This is a genomic window from Thermodesulfatator indicus DSM 15286 (genome assembly GCF_000217795.1).
In the GTDB taxonomy this organism is placed as follows: domain Bacteria; phylum Desulfobacterota; class Thermodesulfobacteria; order Thermodesulfobacteriales; family Thermodesulfatatoraceae; genus Thermodesulfatator; species Thermodesulfatator indicus.
In genome coordinates this window covers 1,973,934-1,996,390 of the sequence record NC_015681.1, presented here as the reverse complement: position 1 = coordinate 1,996,390, position 22,457 = coordinate 1,973,934, and the positions used below count along the sequence as shown (strand labels likewise).

Below are 22,457 nucleotides of genomic sequence, written 5' to 3'. Positions count from 1 at the left end.
TAGGCAATAATAATCTCACCTACCCCTTTAAAAAAGTAATTATGGTTTAAATGCCCTTTTTTTCACGCTTCATGGCAATAAGACCGGTGCGGACTATTTCTTTGATGCCTAAAGGCCTTAAAAGCTCAATTACTGCTTTAAGCTTACTCTCTGGCCCCGTTACCTCTATGGTGTAAGTCCTCGGGCTTACATCAACCACCTTGCAGCGGAAAATATCGCACATGCGTAAAACTTCAGCCCGTGTTTCTTTTTCAGCCTTAACCTTTATAAGAGCCATTTCCCTTTCAACAAATTCAGCCTCTTCGGTAACATCAACGACTTTATAAACATCCACTAAACGGTGGAGCTGCTTGATAATTTGCTCTATTATTAGCTCATCACCGTGGGTAACCAGGGTTAAGTGCGAAAGAGTGGGATCAAGCGTTGGAGCCACACACAGACTATCAATATTAAAACCTCTACCTGAAAAAAGCCCTACAATACGAGCCAGGGCTCCAGGAGTATTTTCCACCAGCACTGAAAGGGTGTGTTTTCTTTCCATACGCTTCTCCTTATACCAGAATCATTTCCGTAGTAGCCCGACCAGCGGGAACCATGGGAAAAACGCCTTCTTCAGGGGCAATGTGAATATCAACAAACACCAAATTTTTGGTCTCAAGGGCCTTCTTTAAAACCGGTTCAACTTCCTCGGGTTTGGTGGCCCTAAGGCCAACTGCACCGTAAGCTTCAGCTAATTTGACAAAATCAGGAATAGTAGCAAACTCAACCGATGAGTAACGCCTATCGTAAAACAGTTCCTGCCATTGACGCACCATACCGAGAAAGCCATTATTAAGAATAATCACTTTAATAGGCAAACGCTGGTCAATGGCCGTGGCCATCTCTTGAATATTCATCTGAATAGAACCATCACCAGCGAAATCTATAACCAGCTTATCAGGATGGGCCATCTGGGCGCCGATTGCCGCAGGGAAACCGTAACCCATGGTACCAAGCCCACCTGAAGAAAGAAGTGTCCGCGGCCTATCAAATTTCCAGAACTGGGCAGTCCACATCTGGTTTTGACCAACCTCAGTAGAAACAATGGCATCACCTTTGGTGAGCTCGTACATCTTTTCAATAACAAACTGAGGCTTGATGTAATCTCCTTCTTGCTTGTAAGAAAGAGGATAGCGACGACGCCATATATCAATCTGTTCCCACCATTCCTTGAACTGTTCTTTCCAAAGTTTGCTCGGACGGGCCACACTCTTAACGACCTCGAGGAGCTTGGCCAGTGACCGCTTACAATCGCCCACTATAGGCACATCTACCCGGACATTTTTCTGGATAGAAGTAGGGTCAATGTCAATGTGGACAATTTTGGCCATAGGAGCAAAGGCATCTACTTTGCCGGTAACCCGATCATCAAAACGGGCTCCTACGGCGATGATAAGGTCGCTATTGGCTACCGCCATATTGGCGTAGTAGGTTCCGTGCATACCGAGCATCCCTAAAGAATACTCGTGGGTGCCAGGGAACCCACCAAGCCCCATAAGGGTCATAGTAACCGGGATGTGAAGAAGTTCGGCCAGTTCTCTAACTTCCTCGTGGGCACCGGAGGCAATAACTCCTCCGCCAATTAAGAAAACAGGCCGGGTTGAGGCCTCAAGCAAGCGATAAGTCTTTTCCACCTGGCGCTTGTTAGGTTCATAATTGGGATTATAACTGCGAAGCCTTATTTCATCTGGCCAGTGAAATTCGGTTTTCGCCTGCTGAACATCTTTTGGTAAGTCAACCAACACAGGACCAGGACGACCGGTACGGGCAATATGAAAAGCAGCTTTTAAGGTCCAGGCCAGGTCTTCTACCCGCTTGACCAGAAAGTTGTGTTTAGTGCACGGCCGAGTGATACCAGTGATGTCAACCTCCTGGAAGGCGTCGTTACCAATGAGCTTGGTTGGCACCTGACCAGTAAGAATGACCATAGGGATAGAATCCATGTAGGCCGTAGCAATACCAGTGACCGTATTAGTGGCTCCAGGGCCAGAGGTAACCAGGCAAACACCTACCTTTCCCGTAGAGCGAGCCAGGCCATCAGCGGCGTGGGTCGCCCCTTGCTCATGCCTTACCAGAACGTGCTTAATGTCTTCAGTGCGGTAAAGTTCGTCATAAATGTCAATTACCGCACCACCAGGATAACCAAAAATAATGTCAACCCCTTCTCTTCTCAGGGCCTCAACAACGATCTGAGCACCGGTCATTTTCTTAGCCACTATTTACTCTCCTCCATTTGGCGATATTTTTCCACCATAGCTAAAATTTGATCCTTTAAGGCCAATTTTTTAATCTGAATCTTTTTCTTTTCTACTTCCTCTTCCGCTGTAAGATATGGACGACGGTGAAATTCCTCAAGCTGTTGATCTAAAGCGCGGTGTTCTTCTACAAGTTTGCGGAGCTCTTCGTGCTGCTCAGCATACTTGGCAATTAATTCTTTTTCTCTGTCCATAAAAACCTCCTTATATAGATTTTGTTTTTTTAATGCCCTAGTACATTGGCGTCAACAGATTGTTAATTTTTTCACTAACAAATTTTTAACTATCTTCTAATAATAAAGGTCTAATTCGTAACTAGCGATTAAAAAGAAGATTATTAGATTGTGAAATAATGAACTAACCAATTTCCAACAAAAAACAGCCCGGAAATTACTTTGCTTTTTGTAACAATGCTCATTGAGCCCTATTAAAAGGCTCACATTGATTGGATTTGTTTCTCTCATACTTTTTTAATAGAATTTTTCCTTTAAAAGGTCTAGTATTTTTTGAAAGTTTTTCAAAAGCGGAGAAAGAAATTATATGTGGGAAATTGTCTTAGGGTTTGGAGGATTTACTGTAGGCTTTGGCCTGGCCTGGATAATTAGGCAAAGAGAAGTAGGGCTCTTAAAAGACCAGGTTCAATACTTAAAAGGCGAAAAAGAAAAACTTTCTCAAGAAATAGCCAAACACATAAGTCAAAACCTTGAAGCTCTTTCTGGTCAAATAATTGAAAGAAATACCCAAGTTCTTAGCCATTTAACCCGAGAGATTTTTGAGGCCCGCGAAAAACATTTTGAAAAACTGACTATTCCTTTAAGCGAAAGTTTAAAAAATCTTGAAAAACAAATAAAACTTCTTGAAACTGAACGCGCCAAAGCTTACGGCCAACTTGAAGAACGACTAAAAACACTTGTTGAAGAACACTTGCCAAGACTTGAAAAAGAGACCTCGCTCCTTAAAAGCATTTTTCAAAATCCCCAACAAAGGGGCCACTGGGGAGAAATTCAACTAAAGCGCCTGGTAGAAGTAGCTGGGCTCCTAGAACATTGCGATTTTAGCCCCCAAGTTACTACAAGCAAGGGTTTGAGGCCTGACCTCGTGGTGCATCTCCCAGGAGAAAGGGTTTTAGCCGTTGATGCCAAAGCGCCGGTGCTAAATCAGGGGAAAAATGTCGCTAAAGCCATAAAAGAACACATTAAAAGCTTGTCTCAGAAGGCTTATTGGGAGGCCTTGCGCAAGGAACTCAAACGTACACCGGACTTTGTAATTCTCTTTTTACCTGCCGAAAGCCTGCTTTCCGCAGCCTTTCGGGAAGACCCAAATATTTTTGAGTTTGCTGCGGAAAGAAAAGTGATTCTAGCTACACCTTTTTCACTTCTGGCCATGTTAAAAGCCGTGGCCGTTAGCTGGCAGGAAACTGCTCTTATAGAAAACGCCCAGGAACTTATCCAGACTTCAAGAGAAATGTATAACCGCCTGGAAAACGTAAGCAAACATCTAGAAGACCTCGGCAAGGCCCTTGAAAGAACTACCAGACAATATGAACAACTAGTAGGTTCTTTTGAGCGCCGTTTACTACCTTTTGCTCAGAAATTTCAAGAACTAGGCGCCGCTTCTCAAAACAAAAAACTTTTCTTCTTCCGAAAATAACTTGTTTGGCCCCCAAGGGGCCTAATGGTGACTAAAATTTCTAAGCCTTTACCAGTATTTTCAAAAATCTTTTTTTACCTACCCGCAAAACGTACTCGTGGCCAGCTTCAAATAAAATATCTTCCTGGCGAACTTTTTCTCCGTCAAGGTGTACACCGCCCTGAGAGATAAGCCTTCTCGCTTCAGAGGTGCTTTTTACCAGACCCTGTTCTTTTAAAAATCGGGGAAGCCAAACTTCGCCAGCCGGCACCTCTACTTGTGGTATATCTTCTGGTAAACCGCCTTTGGCAAAGACTTTTTCAAACTCTTGGGCTGCTTTTTCAGCCGCTTCTTCTGAGTGATATTGAGCGACAATTATTTTAGCGAGATTAATTTTCAAATCTTTAGGATTAATCTTGCCAGAAGCGGCTTCTTCTTTCCACCTGGCTATCTGGTCAAGAGGAACATCGGTTAAAAGCTCGTAATAACGCCACATAAGTTCGTCACTAATAGACATGATTTTACCGAACATCTCCTGTGGCGGCTCAGTAATACCAATATAATTGCCAAGGGACTTACTCATCTTCTGAACACCGTCAAGGCCCTCTAAGATAGGCACAGTCATCACAATTTGTGGCTCCTGGCTGTACTCCCGCTGAATGTCCCGACCTACCAGAAGATTAAAAAGCTGGTCGGTGCCACCAAGCTCAACATCAGCTTCTAGGGCTACGGAATCGTAAGCCTGTATCAAAGGGTAAATCAGCTCGTGAATAGCAATGGGACGATGAGATTCAAAGCGCTTTTTAAAGTCATCACGCTCAAGCATGCGGGCCACGGTATATTTGGCACAAAGCCTGATAAAATCCTCAGCGGTAAACTTAGACATCCACTCACTATTGAAAGCTACTTTCGTCTTTTCCGGATCAAGAATTTTAAAGACCTGGGCTTCATAGGTTTTGGCGTTTTCCAGAACCTGTTCCCTGGTAAGAGGAGGTCTAGTATCAGAGCGCCCAGAAGGATCGCCGATCATGGCGGTAAAATCTCCGATGAGGAAATAGACTTCGTGGCCTAGGTCTTGAAAGTGGCGCATCTTTCGCAAAAGAACGGTATGCCCCAGGTGAAGATCAGGAGCGGTGGGGTCAAAACCGGCCTTTATTTTAAGAGGCTTTCCTGTCTTTTCGGCCCGTTTAAGCTTTTCCAGCAACTCTTTTTCCTCAATGATATCCACTACACCGCGTTTGAGATACTCAAGCTGCTCTTCAGGCGACATTTTAGACACAGTTTTTCCTCCTCTTTAAAAAAGTAGGTTAAAAACATAGCGCAAGCTGAAACACTTGCAACGATTTAACAGATACGCGGCAAAGGCTCGCCACTTAGTGGCGGCACCGGGCGTGTTCCGCCAAAGACAGTTTTTAAAAATACGCCTTTTGGCTCTGCAACAACTTCCCCAATAATTTCCGCCTCTTCGCTTTCGGGAAATTGCTTAAGAAAATCACGCACATCACTTACTATGTCACCCGGGCAGACCACTACAAAACGTCCTTCACAAGCCAGATAAAGCGGGTCAAGACCGAGGATTTCGCAGCCAGCTTTTACCTGGGGTCTAATGGGAATGGACTCCTCTTCAAGAAAAATACCTACTTTAGCCGCTTCTGAAAATTCGTGAAGCACCGAAGCCAAGCCTCCGCGAGTGGGATCTCGCATTGCTTTTATTTGGGTTGAAAAGCGGGAAATTAGCGCTTCCACCACGTGATTTAAGGCCTGTGAATCGCTTTTTAAGCCTTCAAGTCCTAAATTTTCCCGCGAAGCCAAAATAGTAAGGCCGTGGTCAGCAATAGGTCCTGAAACAAGAACTTTATCTCCTGGAGTTATGTTTTGGGGAGAAAGAGTTAGTCCCTCGGGAATTAGCCCCAGGCCACAGGTGTTTATGAAGACTTTGTCTCCCTTGCCGCGAGGCACTACCTTAGTGTCACCACAAACGATTTTTACTCCAGCCTTTTCCGCCGCCAAAGCCATGGACTCCACTACGCGTTTCAAATCCTCCATGGGAAGACCTTCTTCAAGAATAAAAGCCGCTGAAAGATAAACGGGCTTTGCCCCTACCATAGAAAGGTCATTTACCGTACCGTGCACGGCAAGAGAACCGATATCTCCCCCGGGGAAAAAAATCGGATCAACTACAAAGCTATCAGTAGTGAAAGCTAAGTTTTGTTTGCCAAGTGAAAGTGTTGCGGCGTCAAGCAAAGGGACCTCTCTAAAGTAGGGCAAAAATACTTTTTCAAGGAGCCTTTGTGAGGCCTTACCACCGCTTCCGTGCTCTAAAAGAATTATCTCGTCTATTCCCATATGCCGTCTATTTTTGCTCCGCAAGAAGGACAAGTTCCCTCAGGCGTTATTTTGAAGCTATGGATCATAAAGCCATATCTCTCAATAAGAAGACTATCACACTTCCAGCAATAGGTATTTTCAGCTTCAAGGCCTGGCACATTTCCCGTATATACATACTTTAATCCTTCCTTTTTGCCAATCTCATAAGCCATTTTAAGGGTCTCAACCGGTGTAGGAGGCCGCGTTAGTAGTTGGTAAGTAGGATAGAAGCGGGTTACATGCCAGGGTGTTTCCGGCCCTAGTTCATCTCTTATAAAGCAAGCAATGTCTTTTAGTTCAGCCGGATCGTCATTTTCTCCAGGAATAATAAGAGTGGTAACCTCAAGCCAAACACCCTGTTTTTTGAGATGTTTTAAAGTTTCAAGAACCGGAGCCAGGCGGGCTTTACAGTGCTTGCGATAGAACTCATCGCGAAAGGCCTTAAGGTCAACATTAGCCGCGTGTAAATCTGGATAAATCAAATCAAGGGCTTCTTTGGTCATGTAGCCATTTGAGACAAAGACATTTTTTAAGCCTTTCTGGCTGGCTAACTTAGCACAGTCAAGGGCGAACTCAAAAAATACAGTAGGTTCGTTGTACGTATAAGAGATGGTCTGGCAGGCCGTAGCCAAGGCCGCCTCTAGCACTTCTTGAGGAGTGGCTTGCTCTCCTATTACTTTACCTTCTATACGTGGATATTGGGATATTTCATAGTTTTGGCAGAAGTCACACTGAAAGTTGCACCCCACCGTGCCAATGGAAAAACTCCTTGAGCCTGGCAGAAAGTGAAAAAGAGGCTTCTTTTCAATAGGGTCAACGTGCTTGGCGATAATCTTTCCGTAAACCAAGGTGTAAAGCACACCATTTTCATTAAAGCGTACGTGACATATACCAAACTTACCAGGCTGAATATGGCAGTAGTGGTTGCAAAGATGACACTTTACGCTTTTATCAGGAAGCTTTTCGTAAAGTAAGGCCTCTCGCATATTCTCCCTCCTCGCTTCTTTACTTTCAAATTAGGCATTAAATGACTTTTGTAAACTAAAAATTATGTAGGCTGTTATTAATGAAGTCACTAAATAGGCGACAATTTAGTCATTGCAAGCGAAGCGAAGCAATCCCTGAGACTGCTTCGACCTCTAACAAGGCCTCGCAGTGACAGCGAAGGTTACTTTGCTTTAGCGATTATGTCAGCGGCGATAATTTGTCGTGTAAAAAACACTCGGATTAATAACTATAAATTGGGCAATTAAAAAGGAAGTTAAGTGAGGGACGAGAAGTTTTAAGTGAAAGGAGTCAGTTATTTAAAATCAACCAGAAATGGCGGAAGCGCATGGGAATCGAACCCACCCACCGCCGTCTCCGACGGTGCACCGGGTTTGAAGCCCGGGGGGGCCACCAGGCCCCTGGCGCTTCCACTGGCGGCCGCTGGGCACCCCTGCGGCACCCGGAGAGCCCTGCTACCGTTGCTCCCTTCCGGGCCTGGCGGGGTTCACAGGGATCCGTCGCGCAGGACCCAGCAGCCATATTTGTTGGGATTGAAGTCAAAAATGGCGGAGGGGGTGGGATTCGAACCCACGGTGCGGGGTTTAGCCCGCACACACGATTTCCAGTCGTGCCCCTTCGGCCGCTCGGGCACCCCTCCGCAAGTAGGCTAATAAACTAACGAAATATTCGGCTTTCTGCAACTATTAATTAAAGTTTCCTCGCTGCCATTCGCCACTAACTATTCACTATTCTGGCGGAGGGGGAGGGATTCGAACCCCCGGAGGGCCAAAAGACCCTCAGCGGCTTTCGAGGCCGCCCCCTTCGACCACTCGGGCACCCCTCCGTTTTTTCTTAAAGAAACTTTTTAAAAGAGCTAAAGCCTCGTCAGCTAATACCCCGCCAAGAACCTCCAGGCGGTGATTTAGTCTAGCATCATTAACTATATTATACACTGATCCGCAAGCCCCGGCCTTAGGATCAAAAGCTCCAAACACTAAACGTTTTACTCTGGCATATACTAAAGCGCCTGCACACATTGGGCAAGGTTCCAGGGTTACGTAAAGGGTAGTTCCCAAAAGCCGATAATTGCCTATCTTCCTCGAAGCCTCACGCAATACTAATATCTCAGCATGGGCAGTAGGATCACAAAGAGAAATAGGCTTATTATGGGCTTTGGCCAGAATTTCTCCTTTTTCAGATACCAAAACCGCTCCCACTGGTACTTCTTCATCCTCAGCAGCTAAACTAGCCTCTTCCAAGGCCATTTTCATAAATTTAATGTCAGCGTCCAAAGCGGCCTAAAACCTCCCCAGCTAGAATACTGCCTCCGGTAACTACCGGAAGACCCTCAGCTAAGACCTCCAGTTCAAGATTGCGGCCAAGAAGGGCTTTTTTATATTGGTTGAGCACCCAGAAAGAGTAAATCGGCACCACCAATAGAGTTAAATAATGATTAGGATAGTCACCCCACAAAAATCCGCCTAAAATGAAAATTCCCGTAAGAATAGAAGTTATTTTCAAACATAGAAAAGTTTTTTCAATTCCAAGGAACACAGGAAGAGTCTCTTTGCCTACAAAGCCATCTCCCTGAAATTCGAGAACTTCTAAAAGTACTGCTCGCATAAAGGCTACCAGAAAAACTAGATAACCAAACCATATGAGAGAAGGCTTATAACCATAAGTTAAAATGATGGGCCAGATTATTACTATCCACCAGCCAAAGGCAATGAAAAGGCTTCTCACTCCTGGCAGCCGTTGAACCGGAGAAAAAGAGTCCTTCCTTCCTAGGAAAGGTAAGCTGTAAAGTAAACTTAAAAAGGTCATTAAAAGCAGAAGCAAAAAAACCGTTTTATCAATAATCAAGGCGAGTCCTAAAGACAGAATAAAACCAAAGATTGTCAGACCAATAAAAACTAATCGATTTTTCTCTAAAAATTTGGCTCGTGCTGGATCATTAAGATGGAGAGACTTTAAGTCCACCAGACGGTTAACTGTATGAGCACTAAAAAGAAAGGCTGTAGCTAAAATAGCCAGGCGAAAATCAAAAGGATAACCATTTATAAAAAGACCGGCGAGACTTAAAAAAAGAACACCAACACAAAGGGCTAAATTGCTTTCGCATAGAAAACGCAAGAGCTTCCGTCCCTGTCTTAGAAAAGACGACTCATAAGGCGAAGGAATTTCTTCAAGAGTACGGATTACCTGGTTTATAACCCAATTAGGAGTTGAGGCTCCAGCAGTAACCCCTACCTTCCGATACTTTTTTATGGCCTCTCGGTCCAATTCATCAGCGGTTTCTACTAAAAAGACGTCTTTCCCCTCTTCTTGGGCAATCAAGGCAAGCCTTTTGGTGTTAGCGCTATGTTTTCCTCCCACCACTACGATAGCATCACAAAGTTTACAAAGACGCCGCACTTCTCGCTGACGATTATGAGTAGCGTTACAAATGGTATTATAAACTTTCCCGCCGGGATAACGGTAAAGCAACTCTTCAACTATTGACTTGAAAAACTCCTCGTCTTGTGTGGTTTGCGAAAGGATGACGTATTTATCAAGCGGAGGAAGATTCTCCAAGTCTTTAAAACTGCTAACCACGAGACCTCTTTCGCCTGCATAGCCCAAAATACCTTTAACTTCCGCATGGTCTGGGTCTCCTATAACTACCACCCAGTAACCTTCACGGCTAAAGCGTCTGGCCAGGGCCTGCACCCGTGAAACTCTAGGGCAAGTGCCGTCAATGACTTTAAACCCGGCTTTTTTGAGGAACTCTTTATCTTCGGGAGGAACACCGTGGGCCCGGATAATGATAGTCCCCCTGCCCTTTTCAGGAATTTTTTTAATAGGCCTTACCTCTAGCATTTCAAGAAGCTTTAGGGCTTGTTCGTTGTGAATAAGAGGGCCGTAAGTGTAAACTGGTTTTTCGGCTTCGTAAGAGGCTTTGATAGCCAGTTGTACGGCGCGGCGCACTCCCATACAAAACCCAGCTTTTTTAGCCATTATCACTTTCATAGGGTCTTAGCTACCTCTTGAGCAATGGTTTCAAGTAGTCCTTCTTCAGCAAAACTGAAATATCCCTCTTTGGCAACTATTAGATGATCAAGAAGTCTTAAGTTTAATAAGGCCGAAGCTAAATAAAGACGTTTAGTAAGATGGATATCAGCTCCTGAAGGTTTAGGGTTTCCGGAAGGATGATTATGGGCGATAACAAGAGCACTGGCATGATGATGAAGGGCGCGCTCTATTATCTCGCGGGCATAAACCACACTTTCGTTTACCGTGCCGTGAAAAAGGTCTTCCACGGCAAGAATTTGATTTCTGGCATCAAGGTAAATAGCTTTAAAAACTTCTTTTTTAAGATCTATCATACTGTGGGCCAGATATTCATAAACCTCTTTGGCTGAATGTAAGTAAGGGCGTTTTTTAAGACGCCTTTCAAGAAACCTTCTGGCCACAGCGTGAACAAATTTTATGGCCAGCATATTTTTGGGGCCAATGCCTGGAATTTTTAATAGTTCTTCTTTTGGAGCCTCAAGAACAGAAGCAAGGTCGCCAAAGTGGGCCAGAGCTTTTCTCGCCGCTGGTTTACAATCTTTTCTTGGAGTACCGAAGATAAGTAGAAGTTCAAGGACTTCTTCATCAGTAAAGGCGTCAAGTCCATATTCAAGAAACTTGCGTCTCAAACGCTCTCGATGGCCCTTTACTCTTTCTTTAAAATCTTCTTTCATAGCCTTCTTTTCGGCAAAATTTCAAGTGGCCAGCAAAAAACCTTAATCCCGTTAACCAGTTACTATTTAGTCACTGCGAAGGGCAAATGCGCGGAAGCAGTATCTTAAACAAGTTTTTTACAAAGACTCATAGATATTGAATTTCGCCGGAAAATAGCTCTATTTGGCTGCCAGAAGGAAGTTCAATTAAAAGATGGCCTAGATGATTTATACCAGCTACCAATCCTCTGCCCTCTTCTTTGGCGGTTAAATCCTCCCCAAAGGCCACGTAGCGCCCAATAGTATCGGAAAATTTTTTAAAAATTTCTGGCAGCGGATTTTTAAGCGACTCTTCTTGAATAAGCTTTATTTCGTAGGCTTTTAACAAACCCCAATATTTGCGTAAGTTTAGTAAAAATTTAGCGGCAACCTCTAGAAGAGAAAGTTCTTCGCCGAGTAATTCTTTTAAAGAAATCGCCGGAAGCCCTGGAGGAAGAAAATTATTTACATTTAGCCCTACTCCGACCAGATACCAGCTTTCTCCAGCACAAACATTTTTTTCTATTAACACACCGGCCAATTTCTTTTTGTTAATCCAAACATCATTTATCCATTTTTGTCTGGCAGGTATTCCATAAGCCTGAACAGTTTCTGTCAAGGCAAAACCTATGATAATTGGCAACCATCCTTTTGTTTCTGGGATCAAATCGTCGTATAAAGTCAAAGACAACCAAAGCCCTCCTTTAGAGGCCACCCAGGTACGAGTGAAACGACCTTTGGCGGCAGTCATTTCAAGGGCCATTACGGAGAGACCGTTTTTTATAAAGCGGTCTTCTTTTATTTTTTGGCGGAGAAAATTCATAGCTCTAGGAAGGCGTTCAAAAACAAGTATTTCCTGGCCTATTTCTTCTCCTCGTCGCCAAATCTCTTCTGCCGGAAAGCCATAAAAAGCTTCATTTTGAATGCGAGAAAAATTTTTTAACAAAAAAGAGATTTCTTCTTCAAGTCCAACTAAACGTTTCATAAATCAAGAGTTTACTAAACTTTAAAACTAATAGAAGACGATTCATAATGATTTTAAGAAAGAGATCGCAAAAACTATACAAAAACTAAAAGTTTACCAACAGCTATTTGGCAACGGCCAATTTTCATTTGGTCACTGCGAGGAGGCAAAAAATATTTTCCAAGGTCTCTTAAAAACTATTTTGAGCCCTTAACAAATTTCAAAAAATCTTCTAAAAAGAGGCCATGGAATTTATCAAGGGTTTTTTACATATTTTTATTCCTCTTTTTATCATTATAGACCCTATAGGGTGTGTGCCTTTATTTTTAGGGCTAACGAATGATCTTTCTCCCGAACGCAGAAAAAAGAGCGCTTATAAAGCCGCTATTGTAGCAGCTTTAGTGCTTTCAGCCTTTGCGTTAATCGGAGATCAATTGCTATTCTTCTTCAATATTTCTGTGGCTTCTTTCCGGGTGGCTGGAGGTTTGATCCTCTTATTAATAGCTCTTCAAATGATTCAGGCACAACCTAGAGCCACAAAGAGTCGTCCAGAAGAAGAGGAAGAAAGTCGTCACAAAGAAGACGTAGCTATTGTCCCCTTGGGGGTACCTATCTTAGCCGGCCCTGGGGCCATCACTACAGTATTGGTATTAACCGCTGGCCACAAAGATTTTGGCTTTCGCTTAGAGGTAATAATTGCCATTTTGGCCGTTTCTCTAATTACCTGTTTGGTATTTCTCTATTCTACCCGTATCGCCAAAATACTTGGTCGAACGGGAACTAACTTATTTGTAAGAATTATGGGATTGATTTTAGCGGTTATTTCGGTTGAATATATGGCTAAGGGGCTTGGAGAACTTTTTCCGGGACTCCTCAAGTAAATCAAGGAGGCCCAACATGAACATAGCCATTGTAAAAGACGAAATTTTTCTCAAACATAACCCAGGGGAATACCATCCTGAAAGGCCAGAAAGATTAGAAAAAATTTACAGCCGTTTAGAAAAACCAGATATAAATAACCTTTATAAAATTTTAGCTCCAAGAGAAGCCACTTTTGAAGAGCTTACCTGGAATCATTCTCCAGAATATGTAAAAACTGTTCAACAAACAAGCGGACAAAGTGTTCAACTTGATGCCGATACAGCTACCAGCCCAGAGTCTTACGAAGCAGCCATCAAAGCCGTAGGAGCCCAGTTTGTTGGGCTTGATGCTATTTTTTCTGATCAGGCCAAACAGGTTTTTGCTTTAGTTAGGCCACCGGGCCATCACGCCGAGTATGATCGAGCCATGGGCTTTTGCCTGTTTAACAACGTGGCTCTAGCGGCTCATTATGCCCTCAAAAAACTTGGGCTAAAACGCATTCTCATTGTTGACTGGGACCTACATCATGGAAACGGCACCCAGAAATCTTTTTATCACCACAGAGAAGTCCTTTTCTTTTCTTCTCATCAATATCCTTATTATCCGGGAACGGGAACCGTCGAAGAAATTGGTGAAGGTGAAGGAAAAGGTTTTACGGTAAACGTGCCCCTTCCTGCAGGTTGTGGAGATCTAGAATATGCAACTGTATATCGTCAAATCCTTCTTCCTATAGCCGAACGCTTTAAGCCTGAACTGGTCCTTGTTTCTGCTGGCTTTGATATTTATTTTGGTGATCCTTTAGGCGGCATGCAGGTTACTCCCATAGGAGTGGCTTATTTGGCACGCCTGGTAAAGCAAATAGCGGATAAACACTGTAATGGTCGCCTGCTTTTAACCCTTGAAGGGGGATATAGCCTTCAGGGTTTAGCCGATTCTCTTGCGGCAGTGCTATTTGAACTTGCTGGTCGCTCGCTTATCCCCACTGATAAACTTGAAGAAATGGAAGAAAAAGACCGAGAACCAGAAGTCCTTAACTATGTAAAAGCTGTGCATAAAGACTTTTGGCCGGAGCTAGCTTGATTCTTAAACCTCAAGAGATAGAAAAAGAGAGTTTTCGCATAATCGAAAATCTACTCTCTAAAGAGGGTCTTTCTTTTCCAGAAGAATCCCTCCCCCTGGTAAAACGAGTTATTCACACCACTGGAGATATAAGTTTGGCCAAGGACTTAGTTTTTCACCCTTTGGCTGTGTCTCGAGGGATAAAAGCCCTTAAATCAGGAGGCCACATATTTTGTGACGTAAAAATGGTAGTTTCAGGAATAAACCAAAAAGAGCTCTCCCGTCTTGGCGGAAAGGTCTGCTGTTACATAGACGACGAAGAAGTTATAAAAGAAGCCCAAAGGCGTGGTATAACCAGGGCCATCTGTTCAGTGGAAAAAGCAATTTCTGACAGAAGTAAAAATATAGACATCTTTGTTATTGGAAACGCCCCCACAGCCCTTTTAGCCTTAATTAAAGCTTTAGAGAAAGGAGCAAGGCCTCCTAGCTTGATTATTGGTGTTCCTGTAGGTTTTGTTGGTGCAGCAGAGTACAAAGCCTTATTGGTTGAAAAATCACCTGCTCCTTACATTACCCTTTTGGGCACTAGGGGTGGTTCTACTATAGCGGTGGCTCTGGTCAACGCCCTTATTAAGCTAGCGTTATAAAATGAAACTTCCCAAACATGTTAAAGGTCGGCTGGGCTTTACTACAGGTACTTGTGCCACAGGAGCCCTTAAAGCAGCCCTTATTTATATAGTTAAAGGCAAAAAACCTAGAACAGTAAAACTTACTCTTCCAATCGGTCAAAATGTAAAAATTCCTATTGCTTATATTTCAAAAAATGGTTTTTCAGCAAAAGCTTCGGTAATAAAAGATGCCGGAGATGATCCTGACGTCACCCATGGAGCAGAAATTCAGGTAAAAGTCGAATTAAAACAAGGGACAGGCAAAATTATTTTTAAAGCCGGTGAAGGAGTGGGTATAGTAACCAAACCAGGGCTTGGTTTGCCGGTTGGTGAACCTGCTATCACTTCTGTGCCGCGATGCATGATGGAAAATGTGATTAGCGAAGTGCTTGGACCTCAAAGAACGAGGAAAGACGTGATTATCACTATCTCCGTTCCCGAAGGCGATAAACTAGCCCAAAAGACTTTGAATCCTCGTCTGGGTATAGAAGGTGGTCTTTCAATTCTGGGCACTAAAGGAGTGGTAATTCCTTTTTCTACAGCAGCTTACAAGGCCACCATTGCCAAAGCCTTACGCGTAGCTAAAACCTTAAAACTAAAGGAAGTTGTTTTTGCTACAGGTGGAAGAAGTGAGGCCTTCTGTCAAAAGCTTTTCTCTGAGCTCCCTGAGGAAGCTTTTGTTCAAGTTGGTGATTTTATAGGTTTTTCTCTTAAATTAGCAGCAGCTTATGGTTTCGAAAGGGTAACCTTGGGCTTAATGGTAGGGAAAATGGCTAAAGTAGCTAAAGGGCTTTCCAATACCCACGCTAAACACAATAAAATACCTTTAGAAATGATGTTAAAGCTGGCTAAAGAAATAAACGTAGCCGAAGAAACAATTAATATCTTAGCTGAAGGACAAACCGCGAGGTTTTTTTTAGAAACTTTAAAAGAGAAATCACCAGAAGCTTTGCCCCTTTGGGCGGAAAAATTAACTCTAAAAGCCGTAAAAGAAGCCAGACAAATGGCCAACCGAAAAGTTTTTATTCGAGGCATATTGTTTGATTTTTCAGGAAAACCTCTAGCCTGGGTGGAACACTAAAATTGGGGAGCAAGGTATTGGGGCTTCACCTCAGACCCCCAATAACTAAGCCGAAATCCAGGTTTAAATTTTTCTACCTCCTACAATGAAGAGGGTAAAATAAGGGAGCTTTTTGTTCTTTAAAGATAATGCATCAGGATAAACTTTTTCCTCAGGCATGGAACAACAGGAAATCCCTTTAACTTTATCTAGAAGGTCTTTTTCTTTTAAGGCGTTGTAAATATCTTTTGAAGAACGATAAACCTTGTAAAGGATTATAGAGTTTACCTGCCCGCCAAATTTTCTTATTATTTGGCCTCCTTTTGCACCAGAAGCAAATAATACAGTTTCATCTCCTTCGGCCAGACTTAAATTGAGCCTGGCTGCAGCCGCTTGCGCCGCGGTTATACCAGGCACCAATTCTATTTCAACTTCAGGAGCGAGCTTTCTTATCTCCCGGGCCAGATAAACAAAAGTTGAATAAAAACTCGGATCTCCCATAGTGAGAAAGGCTACATCTCCTTCAGCTAGTGCTTTTAACACAGTCTTGGCATTATCCTTCCAGGCTCTTGAAAGCGCATTTTCATCGTAGGTCATGGGAAAGCTTAAAGGTTTAAGCTCTTTTCCTTCTGGAACATGCGAAGAAACTACTTTCGCTGCCAAGGAATAGGCGTTTTTGCTTGAACTGGCAACAAAAATGGTCTTAGCGCTATTTAATACTTTGAGAGCCTTAAGGGTAAGTAGGTCCGGATCACCCGGACCTGCCCCCACACCGTAGAGCTTAGGCATGGCTAGAATTTTTCAATAATTTCAAGATATCTCTTAATGCCTTCAATAAAGATTTCATTTACTTCTGGGTACATACCAAGGCCTTTGTAATAAGTCTTGCCATTTATAACAGTGGTTACGCACTGGGCCTTTTTGCCGGCTTTTTCTAGCTCAGCCCGCCAAGAATCTTCTTCACCGAAGATGTCGTTCATAACGTGGTCACCTGCCACATACATAATAGGAATAAACTTCACTTTTTCCCCAGGATAAGAAATGGCTTTTTTAAGAATGCTTTCAGCATCAGGAACCCCTTCTACAGTGGCTACCACTACATTTGGAAAGTGGTTATTCAAAATCCAATCAAGTCCCAGATAAGTTATATTAGCCGTATCACAAGTAACATCGGTTCCGTGAGCAGCAAGAATATTTATTCCTTCTTCTGGCTTTAAAAATTCTTTGGAAAGGACGTTTAACACTTCGTAAATGGTCTCCCAGCGGGTAAAAAGAGGTTCTCCTACAACTATACGGAGACCTGGGAAGTTCTCACAAATGTTAAGAACTTCTTTGTATTCGATGCCAGGGAAGATGTGAAGTGGTTGGACCACAACTTGGCGATAACCTTCCGCTTCGAGTTTCGCCAATACTTCTTGAAGGCTGTAAAGCCTTTTATGCAAGCGCTTTTTGGCATAAATTTTGTTCATTTTTGCTCTGATGATATCAGAAGTAAACGCCCAGCGGATTTCATAACCCGGAAGTTCATGACGAAGCTGCTTGTCAAACAAATCAAAAGTAACCTGTGCCTTTGTTGAAGTACCAAAAGCGGCAATGACAATGGCTGGCTTCTCCTTAAGCGGTGGGTGTTTCATCTTGAAAATTTGAGCGAAAGCAGAACCACCCCAAAAAAGAACTAATGCCAAACAAATAACCGTTGAAATTTTGTGTAACATATGACCCCTCCTTTGATAAAATTTTTGGAGGGGCTTGCGAGGCGGGCCGTCGGGAAGACTAATCCCGAACGGGGCAGGAAGCCTCGAAGCCCCGTCCTAGCATGCCCTAGGCCGGTCTCCCGGCTTCCGGATCATCCTACTCACCGCGCCTTCCCAGGGCCTTTGGCCTTTCGGCCTTAAGCCCCAGTGGCCTGTCGCCCAATTGGGCCTAGCGGCTTTCGTCCCCGGTTACGGTTGCGGGCCAGCGCCGGATTTTCACCGGACTTCCCGTTTAACCCCGCCCCAACTCTGTTTGTTGTAGCGGGGCACCTAGGGCAAGAAAATTAATTAGCAAAACTCGCTTTTCTTTTCAAGAAAAATTTGGGGACAGGCAAATTTGAGTTAGAATTTTCGTGAAAAATTTGGGGACAGGCAAAATGAAAAAATGTTTTTTAATTAGCCTTATATTCTGGTGGACTTTTTTAGGGGCTACACAGGCTAACGCTTTAAGAATCGTTGTTCTCTACCCAGGGGCCAGTCAGATTATTAAAGCATTGGGCATAGAAGATGAGGTCGTTGGCGTAACTCGCCACGACCATTTCTTCCCTAAAGCTACTAAAGTAGGCTCTCATTTACGCCCTAACCTGGAGTTAATAAAAGCTTTGCGTCCTGATGTTTTAATAGTGGGCTCTAAACGGGCCTTCCCTGATGAATTGGCGGGCCGGTTTGACGCTAAAGTCTATCGTTACGACCCGCGCACGCTCGATGAAATCCTTAAATGTATCAAAGACCTTGGGAACATCCTTGGCAGAGAGGAAAAAGCCCGTCAATTAATAGTCAAGCTCTCGGCTAAACTTACACAGGTAAAGCCTTTACCCTATCAACCCAAAGTTATATACGAAATAACAAGCCTACCTTTAAAGGTAGCTGGGCAAAAAAGTATCGTCACGGACATAATTCGTGCAGCTGGAGGTATAAACCCTGTAAACGTGCAAAAAAAACACGTTCTCATTTCCCCAGAAAAAATTATAGCCCTTTCTCCTGATTTTTATCTGTATCAAGAAGGCCCAATGAACCGAAACCCTGTTCCTCCTAAAGAACGTCCTTATTTTAAGAGTTTATCAGCGGTAGTGGTAAAAGTTCCCGAAATTGAATTTGCAAGACCTGGCCTTAATTCTTTTGACGCTGTAATTAAGCTTAACAGTTTATTCTGGAAACATTATCGGCCTACTAAATAAATACCATCAAAGTTAGGGTCTTTGGGGCGCAAAAGTTTAGTAGGAAGGCCTATTAAACGGCTCAAAAAACTTTCGGTAACTTCTTCTGGGGTTAAATCTCCCATAAGCATTCCATTTTCCAAGAAAAGTAGCCGGTCAAAATGTCTTAAAGCCAGACTCAGTTCGTGCACCACCACCAACACAAGGGCGTTTAGTTCTTGCACGTAAAAGCGTAAAAATTGTAAAATTTTCTGCTGATGGAGAAGATCAACGCCAGAAAAGGGTTCATCTAAAAAAAGTAACTTAGCTTCACGGTTTAACGCCCGGACTAGAAGTACTCTTCTTTTTTCTCCTCCTGAAAGCTGCTGAAAAGGTCTTGCTTTAAAGGAAGTCAACTCAAGTTTTTCCAGGATTTTTTCCGTGGCCACGAAATCTTTTGGTCTATATTTTTTCCCATCAGTTATAGGGAAACGCCCGCTCAATACCACGTAGAAAACATCAAAGGGGAGCCCTAAACGCCCTTCCTGAGGTAAATAGGAAATAACACGATATTTCTCTTTATCAGGTATTTTTTTAAACTCCTGGCTGTTTAATAAATAACTTCCCTTGTAGGGAATAAGGCCCGTTAAAGCTTTGATAAAAGTAGTTTTGCCGCTCCCGTTGCGACCACATATAGCTACTAACTCACCTGAAGAAAGGTAAAGGTCGTCTATTTTTAAGTAAAAGCTTCCCTTTTTTACTCTGAACTTTTTTAAGCTAATCAAACTCATAAAGGGATTTCCGCCTTTTCACCAAAAGATAAAGAAAGAAGAGACCACCGATGCTGGAAGTTAAAATGCCAACTGGCAGTTCTTCTCCCTGAGGAAGTATAGTGCGGCTTAATAAGTCCGCCAGAACCATAAAAATAGCTCCTGAAAACAACCCGGTAAGTATGATTTTTTTAGCCTGCGAAAAACCCAAAAGACGCAAAATATGAGGCACTATTAAACCTACAAAACCTATTATACCTGAAAAGGCTACGGCAAAGGTCGTAAGCAGAGCTCCGTAAAAAAGTAGTTCTTTTCTTAAGCGGTAAACAGGGACACCACTTGAAATGGCCGTAGCTTCGTCAAAGCTTATGAGATCAAGCATAAGGGCGCGGCGGTAGAGACTAAACGTCACTAGCAATAAAGTCACGACAAGGAGAACGATTTTGGCGTAAGAAGCATTCTGGAAGCCTCCCATTAGCCAAAAAACTATGGAAGAAACCGAATCATCACTGAGGTATTTAAGGAGGCTTATAGTGGCGGAAGAAAAAGTGCTAATAACAATGCCTGCCAAAAGCATGGTTATAGGAAGAAGCCTCCCTTGGTAAGACGCAATGCGGTAAACGATAGCTAGGCCCAGCAAAGTGAAACCCAGGGCAAAGGGCAAGATAAAATGTGTAAGTCCAAAAAAGATAGCAATTACGGCTCCCAGCGCCGCCGAAGCTGAAGCTCCGGTAGTGAAAGAGTCGGCCAGTGGGTTTTGCATAACATATTGAAAAAGAATACCGCTCAATACGAGAGCCCCACCTACCAGAACCGCCAGAAGAACTCGAGGTACCCTCACGTAGAGGAATATGTCTTTTTCAACGGGAGAAAGATCAAGAAAGTTTAAGTTCACCGCTCCACGAGTAAGGGCCAGAAAAATTGCGCCTATCAGACCTAAAGTAAGGAATAGATAAACCAGAAGAGGCCTATTTTTTTTCATAAGCCAAATATAGTGGGGACAGGCAAAAATTTTCAACCCTCAAACCAAAACTCCTGCTTAATCAAGATTGGTTTGTAAAAAAAATCTTGCCACTTGGGATCAAGGGCGATAGTTTGACAAAGATGGAAGAGACAAAACTTTGGGTTTTGGGCTTACCTGTAAAAGATTATACCTCAGAGATTAACAAAGCCCTTGAAGAAGCTGATAAAATAGTAGCGGCTTTGCACCTTAAAGATAAACTCGTCCCTTGGCACAGAAAGTTCTCACACAAAAACTGGTTTTTTTTCAAACACTTCAGTGAAGCTTTAGAAGAAGTAGAAAAAGCTCTCTCCTCTGAGAAAAAAGTAGCCTTTTGGGCTTCAGGAGATCCTTTGTTTTTTGGGGTGGGTAAAAAATTTCTCACCCGCTTTGACCCTCGGGAAATAAAACTAATTCCTGCCCTTTCGAGCCTCCAGGTCGCTTTTGCTGAAGCCAAAATCCTCTGGGAAGGCGCTTTTTTTGTTAGCCTTCACGGTTCTCGAAAAACTGAAAGAAACCATACTTTAGAGGATATTCCGGCCCTTGTTAGGCAATACAAAAAACTCGTAATTCTTACTGACTCCGAAAATTCTCCCAAAAGGATTGCCCACACCCTTTTAGAAGCTCGTCTTTACCAGATAAAGATGATCGTGGCTGAACGTTTAGGCCGCCCTGAAGAAAATATAATAGACGGAACACCAGCTGATTTTTCTCAAAAAGACTTTAAAACTCCAAACCTAGTAATTATCATATCTGAAGAGTTAAACAAAAATCCTGTCTTTGGCCTAAAAGAAAAAGAATTTCTCTACGAAAGGGGCTTAATAACCAAAGATGAAGTGCGGGCCGTTATCCTCCATAAACTAAGGCTCCCTCATCGAGGAATTTTCTGGGATATAGGCGCTGGGTCTGGCTCAGTTTCTTGTGAGGTGGCTAACCTATCACCAGGGCTTTTGGTCTATGCCGTAGAAAAACATCGAGAAAGAATAAACTTAATAAAAAAAAACCGCCAGAAATTCGGCCTTTTTAATGTTAAGGTCATTGAAGGTAACGCTCCAGAAGTCTTAAGTGCCCTGCCCTCACCTGATAGAGTATTCATAGGAGGCGGAGGTAAAGGGCTTGAAGACATCTTAAACGCTGTGTGGCTAAAGCTTAAATCAGGCCCGGTAGTGATAGCGACCATAACCATTGAATCTCTGGATACCGCTTACCGATTTTTAAAAGAAAAAAATGGTCTAAAAGAGGTGGTTTCTATCCAGGTGTCAAGATCAAGCCACCGCATTTCAGGCTATACTTACCTCAAGGCCCAAAACCAAATATATCTTCTGGTAGGAGAAAAATATGGAAACTAAAGTTTACTTTGTAGGTGCCGGCCCAGGAGACCCGGGGCTTATTACAAAGAAAGGAAAACGTTTACTTAATGAAGCAGATGTAATCATCTACGCCGGCTCTCTGGTAAACCCCTCGCTTGTGGAAGGTTTAAAGGCTGAACTTTACAATTCAGCTAAAATGTCCCTTGAAGAAATCATAGAAGTTATTACAGAGGCAGTATTCCAGGGCAAAACCGTGGTAAGACTCCATAGTGGAGACCCTGCCTTTTACGGCGCTATTCATGAACAAATCGTTGAGCTTAAAGCCAGAGGCATAGCATACAAAGTGATCCCTGGAGTAACTTCAGCTTCTGCTGGAGCGGCAAGCCTTGGCCTCGAGTTCACCGTGCCTGAAGTTTCCCAGACGGTAATTTTTACCCGGCTTGGAGGAAAAACTCCCGGTCCTTCCTCTGAAGACCTAATTTATTTTGCCAGAAAAGACGTTACCCTGGTAATCTTCCTCAGTATCAATAGGGCTAGAGAGATAGAACAAGCCTTACTTAAGAAACTTGCACCTGATACCCCAATAGCCCTGGTTTACAAGGCTAGTTGGCCAGAAGAACAAATTATCAGGGGTAAACTTAAAGACTTGAGCCACCTGGTTAAAGAAGCCGGCTTTAAAAAAACAGCCCTCATTTACGTGGGCGAAGCATTAGAAGCGGCCATAAAACATATGAACAAAAGATCAAAACTCTACCGAGATTCCCGCTTAAGCGAGAACTTTGGTTAAAACGGACTTACTTAAAGGTTAAAATTCGAATATTTCTTTCAAAATGGAAGGCTTAGAGTACCCTCCAA

22 protein-coding genes, 3 tRNA genes, 1 other RNA gene and 1 riboswitch are annotated in these 22,457 nt (G+C 43.2%); of the genes, 8 read left to right on the top strand and 18 right to left on the bottom strand.

Annotation, left to right across the window (positions count from 1 at the left end):
* Positions 1-46: 46 nt before the first annotated feature.
* Genes ilvN through THEIN_RS09785 form a run of 3 tightly spaced genes read right to left on the bottom strand, consistent with a single transcriptional unit; the run spans position 47 to position 2,488 of the window.
* Complete coding sequence (ilvN, locus tag THEIN_RS09795) at positions 47-541, bottom strand: acetolactate synthase small subunit (RefSeq protein ID WP_013908513.1); 495 nt, start codon at positions 539-541, stop codon at positions 47-49.
* Positions 542-551: 10 nt separating this feature from the next.
* Complete coding sequence (ilvB, locus tag THEIN_RS09790) at positions 552-2,243, bottom strand: biosynthetic-type acetolactate synthase large subunit (RefSeq protein WP_041435383.1); 1,692 nt, start codon at positions 2,241-2,243, stop codon at positions 552-554.
* Between the two features lie 11 nt (positions 2,244-2,254).
* Positions 2,255-2,488, bottom strand: coding sequence for a DUF465 domain-containing protein (locus THEIN_RS09785; RefSeq protein WP_013908511.1), 234 nt, complete (start codon positions 2,486-2,488; stop codon positions 2,255-2,257).
* Positions 2,489-2,834: 346 nt separating this feature from the next.
* On the opposite strand from THEIN_RS09785, the gene THEIN_RS09780 reads away from it, so the two are divergent.
* Positions 2,835-3,944, top strand: a complete 1,110-nt coding sequence (locus THEIN_RS09780) for a DNA recombination protein RmuC (RefSeq protein ID WP_013908510.1) — start codon at positions 2,835-2,837, stop codon at positions 3,942-3,944.
* 40 nt (positions 3,945-3,984) lie between these two features.
* Here THEIN_RS09780 and tyrS read toward each other — a convergent pair whose 3' ends face one another.
* The 11 genes from tyrS to THEIN_RS09735 all read right to left on the bottom strand — a co-directional run bounded on the left by tyrS (position 3,985) and on the right by THEIN_RS09735 (position 12,005).
* The gene (gene tyrS, locus THEIN_RS09775) at positions 3,985-5,193 is read right to left on the bottom strand and encodes a tyrosine--tRNA ligase (protein ID WP_041434688.1); all 1,209 of its coding nucleotides are present in this window, start codon (positions 5,191-5,193) and stop codon (positions 3,985-3,987) included.
* 74 nt (positions 5,194-5,267) lie between these two features.
* The gene (hypE, locus tag THEIN_RS09770; RefSeq protein WP_013908508.1) at positions 5,268-6,269 is read right to left on the bottom strand and encodes a hydrogenase expression/formation protein HypE; all 1,002 of its coding nucleotides are present in this window, start codon (positions 6,267-6,269) and stop codon (positions 5,268-5,270) included.
* Positions 6,260-7,276: an AmmeMemoRadiSam system radical SAM enzyme gene (amrS, locus tag THEIN_RS09765; RefSeq protein WP_013908507.1), complete on the bottom strand. Its 1,017-nt coding sequence runs from the start codon at positions 7,274-7,276 to the stop codon at positions 6,260-6,262. Before amrS ends, hypE begins: the two co-directional genes overlap by 10 nt.
* 335 nt (positions 7,277-7,611) lie before the next feature.
* Positions 7,612-7,707, bottom strand: a tRNA-Sec gene (locus tag THEIN_RS09760).
* Positions 7,708-7,713: 6 nt separating this feature from the next.
* Positions 7,714-7,812, bottom strand: an RNA gene (gene ffs / locus THEIN_RS11865) — signal recognition particle sRNA small type.
* A gap of 29 nt (positions 7,813-7,841) precedes the next feature.
* A tRNA-Ser gene (locus THEIN_RS09755) sits at positions 7,842-7,935 on the bottom strand.
* Positions 7,936-8,029: 94 nt separating this feature from the next.
* Positions 8,030-8,121 (bottom strand) — tRNA-Ser (locus tag THEIN_RS09750).
* A complete protein-coding gene (tadA, locus tag THEIN_RS11765; RefSeq protein WP_052299092.1) occupies positions 8,075-8,548 on the bottom strand; it encodes a tRNA adenosine(34) deaminase TadA in 474 nt (157 codons plus the stop codon). The genes THEIN_RS09750 and tadA overlap by 47 nt, the downstream gene beginning before the upstream one ends.
* 10 nt (positions 8,549-8,558) lie before the next feature.
* On the bottom strand, positions 8,559-10,286 hold the full coding sequence (gene ispH / locus THEIN_RS12220) for a 4-hydroxy-3-methylbut-2-enyl diphosphate reductase (protein WP_013908505.1): 1,728 nt from the start codon (positions 10,284-10,286) through the stop codon (positions 8,559-8,561).
* Positions 10,283-11,002, bottom strand: coding sequence for a RadC family protein (radC, locus tag THEIN_RS09740; protein ID WP_013908504.1), 720 nt, complete (start codon positions 11,000-11,002; stop codon positions 10,283-10,285). The genes ispH and radC overlap by 4 nt, the downstream gene beginning before the upstream one ends.
* 127 nt (positions 11,003-11,129) lie before the next feature.
* Positions 11,130-12,005, bottom strand: a complete 876-nt coding sequence (locus THEIN_RS09735) for a biotin--[acetyl-CoA-carboxylase] ligase (protein ID WP_013908503.1) — start codon at positions 12,003-12,005, stop codon at positions 11,130-11,132.
* Positions 12,006-12,229: 224 nt separating this feature from the next.
* On the opposite strand from THEIN_RS09735, the gene THEIN_RS09730 reads away from it, so the two are divergent.
* The 4 genes from THEIN_RS09730 to THEIN_RS09715 are packed head-to-tail and all read left to right on the top strand — an operon-like array spanning position 12,230 to position 15,653.
* Positions 12,230-12,865 carry a MarC family protein gene (locus tag THEIN_RS09730; protein WP_013908502.1) on the top strand — a complete coding sequence of 212 codons (636 nt, stop codon included), beginning with the start codon at positions 12,230-12,232 and terminating at the stop codon, positions 12,863-12,865.
* 16 nt (positions 12,866-12,881) lie between these two features.
* Positions 12,882-13,925 (top strand): histone deacetylase family protein, encoded by a 1,044-nt coding sequence (locus THEIN_RS09725; protein ID WP_013908501.1) that lies wholly within the window; start codon positions 12,882-12,884, stop codon positions 13,923-13,925.
* The gene (locus THEIN_RS09720) at positions 13,922-14,551 is read left to right on the top strand and encodes a precorrin-8X methylmutase (RefSeq protein ID WP_013908500.1); all 630 of its coding nucleotides are present in this window, start codon (positions 13,922-13,924) and stop codon (positions 14,549-14,551) included. The genes THEIN_RS09725 and THEIN_RS09720 overlap by 4 nt, the downstream gene beginning before the upstream one ends.
* Position 14,552: 1 nt before the next feature.
* Positions 14,553-15,653: a cobalt-precorrin-5B (C(1))-methyltransferase gene (locus THEIN_RS09715; protein ID WP_013908499.1), complete on the top strand. Its 1,101-nt coding sequence runs from the start codon at positions 14,553-14,555 to the stop codon at positions 15,651-15,653.
* A gap of 63 nt (positions 15,654-15,716) precedes the next feature.
* Here the strand turns inward: THEIN_RS09715 and cobI are convergent, their stop codons facing one another.
* Positions 15,717-16,421 carry a precorrin-2 C(20)-methyltransferase gene (gene cobI, locus THEIN_RS09710; protein WP_013908498.1) on the bottom strand — a complete coding sequence of 235 codons (705 nt, stop codon included), beginning with the start codon at positions 16,419-16,421 and terminating at the stop codon, positions 15,717-15,719.
* A gap of 2 nt (positions 16,422-16,423) precedes the next feature.
* Positions 16,424-17,347 (bottom strand): sirohydrochlorin cobaltochelatase, encoded by a 924-nt coding sequence (locus tag THEIN_RS09705; RefSeq protein ID WP_013908497.1) that lies wholly within the window; start codon positions 17,345-17,347, stop codon positions 16,424-16,426.
* 92 nt (positions 17,348-17,439) lie between these two features.
* A riboswitch (cobalamin riboswitch) is annotated at positions 17,440-17,675 on the bottom strand.
* 88 nt (positions 17,676-17,763) lie between these two features.
* Between THEIN_RS09705 and THEIN_RS09700 the strand changes: the two genes are divergently transcribed.
* Positions 17,764-18,564, top strand: a complete 801-nt coding sequence (locus THEIN_RS09700) for an ABC transporter substrate-binding protein (protein ID WP_013908496.1) — start codon at positions 17,764-17,766, stop codon at positions 18,562-18,564.
* Here THEIN_RS09700 and THEIN_RS09695 read toward each other — a convergent pair.
* Both THEIN_RS09695 and THEIN_RS09690 read right to left on the bottom strand, forming a co-directional pair.
* On the bottom strand, positions 18,546-19,313 hold the full coding sequence (locus tag THEIN_RS09695) for an ABC transporter ATP-binding protein (RefSeq protein WP_013908495.1): 768 nt from the start codon (positions 19,311-19,313) through the stop codon (positions 18,546-18,548). The two genes, THEIN_RS09700 and THEIN_RS09695, sit on opposite strands and share 19 nt — an antisense overlap.
* A complete protein-coding gene (locus THEIN_RS09690; protein ID WP_013908494.1) occupies positions 19,300-20,274 on the bottom strand; it encodes a FecCD family ABC transporter permease in 975 nt (324 codons plus the stop codon). The genes THEIN_RS09695 and THEIN_RS09690 overlap by 14 nt, the downstream gene beginning before the upstream one ends.
* A 122-nt stretch (positions 20,275-20,396) precedes the next feature.
* Here THEIN_RS09690 and THEIN_RS09685 point away from each other — a divergent pair, with 122 nt between their 5' ends.
* Positions 20,397-21,641, top strand: coding sequence for a bifunctional cobalt-precorrin-7 (C(5))-methyltransferase/cobalt-precorrin-6B (C(15))-methyltransferase (locus THEIN_RS09685; RefSeq protein WP_013908493.1), 1,245 nt, complete (start codon positions 20,397-20,399; stop codon positions 21,639-21,641).
* On the top strand, positions 21,631-22,389 hold the full coding sequence (gene cobM, locus THEIN_RS09680) for a precorrin-4 C(11)-methyltransferase (RefSeq protein ID WP_013908492.1): 759 nt from the start codon (positions 21,631-21,633) through the stop codon (positions 22,387-22,389). Before THEIN_RS09685 ends, cobM begins: the two co-directional genes overlap by 11 nt.
* The last annotated feature ends 68 nt before the right edge of the window (positions 22,390-22,457 follow it).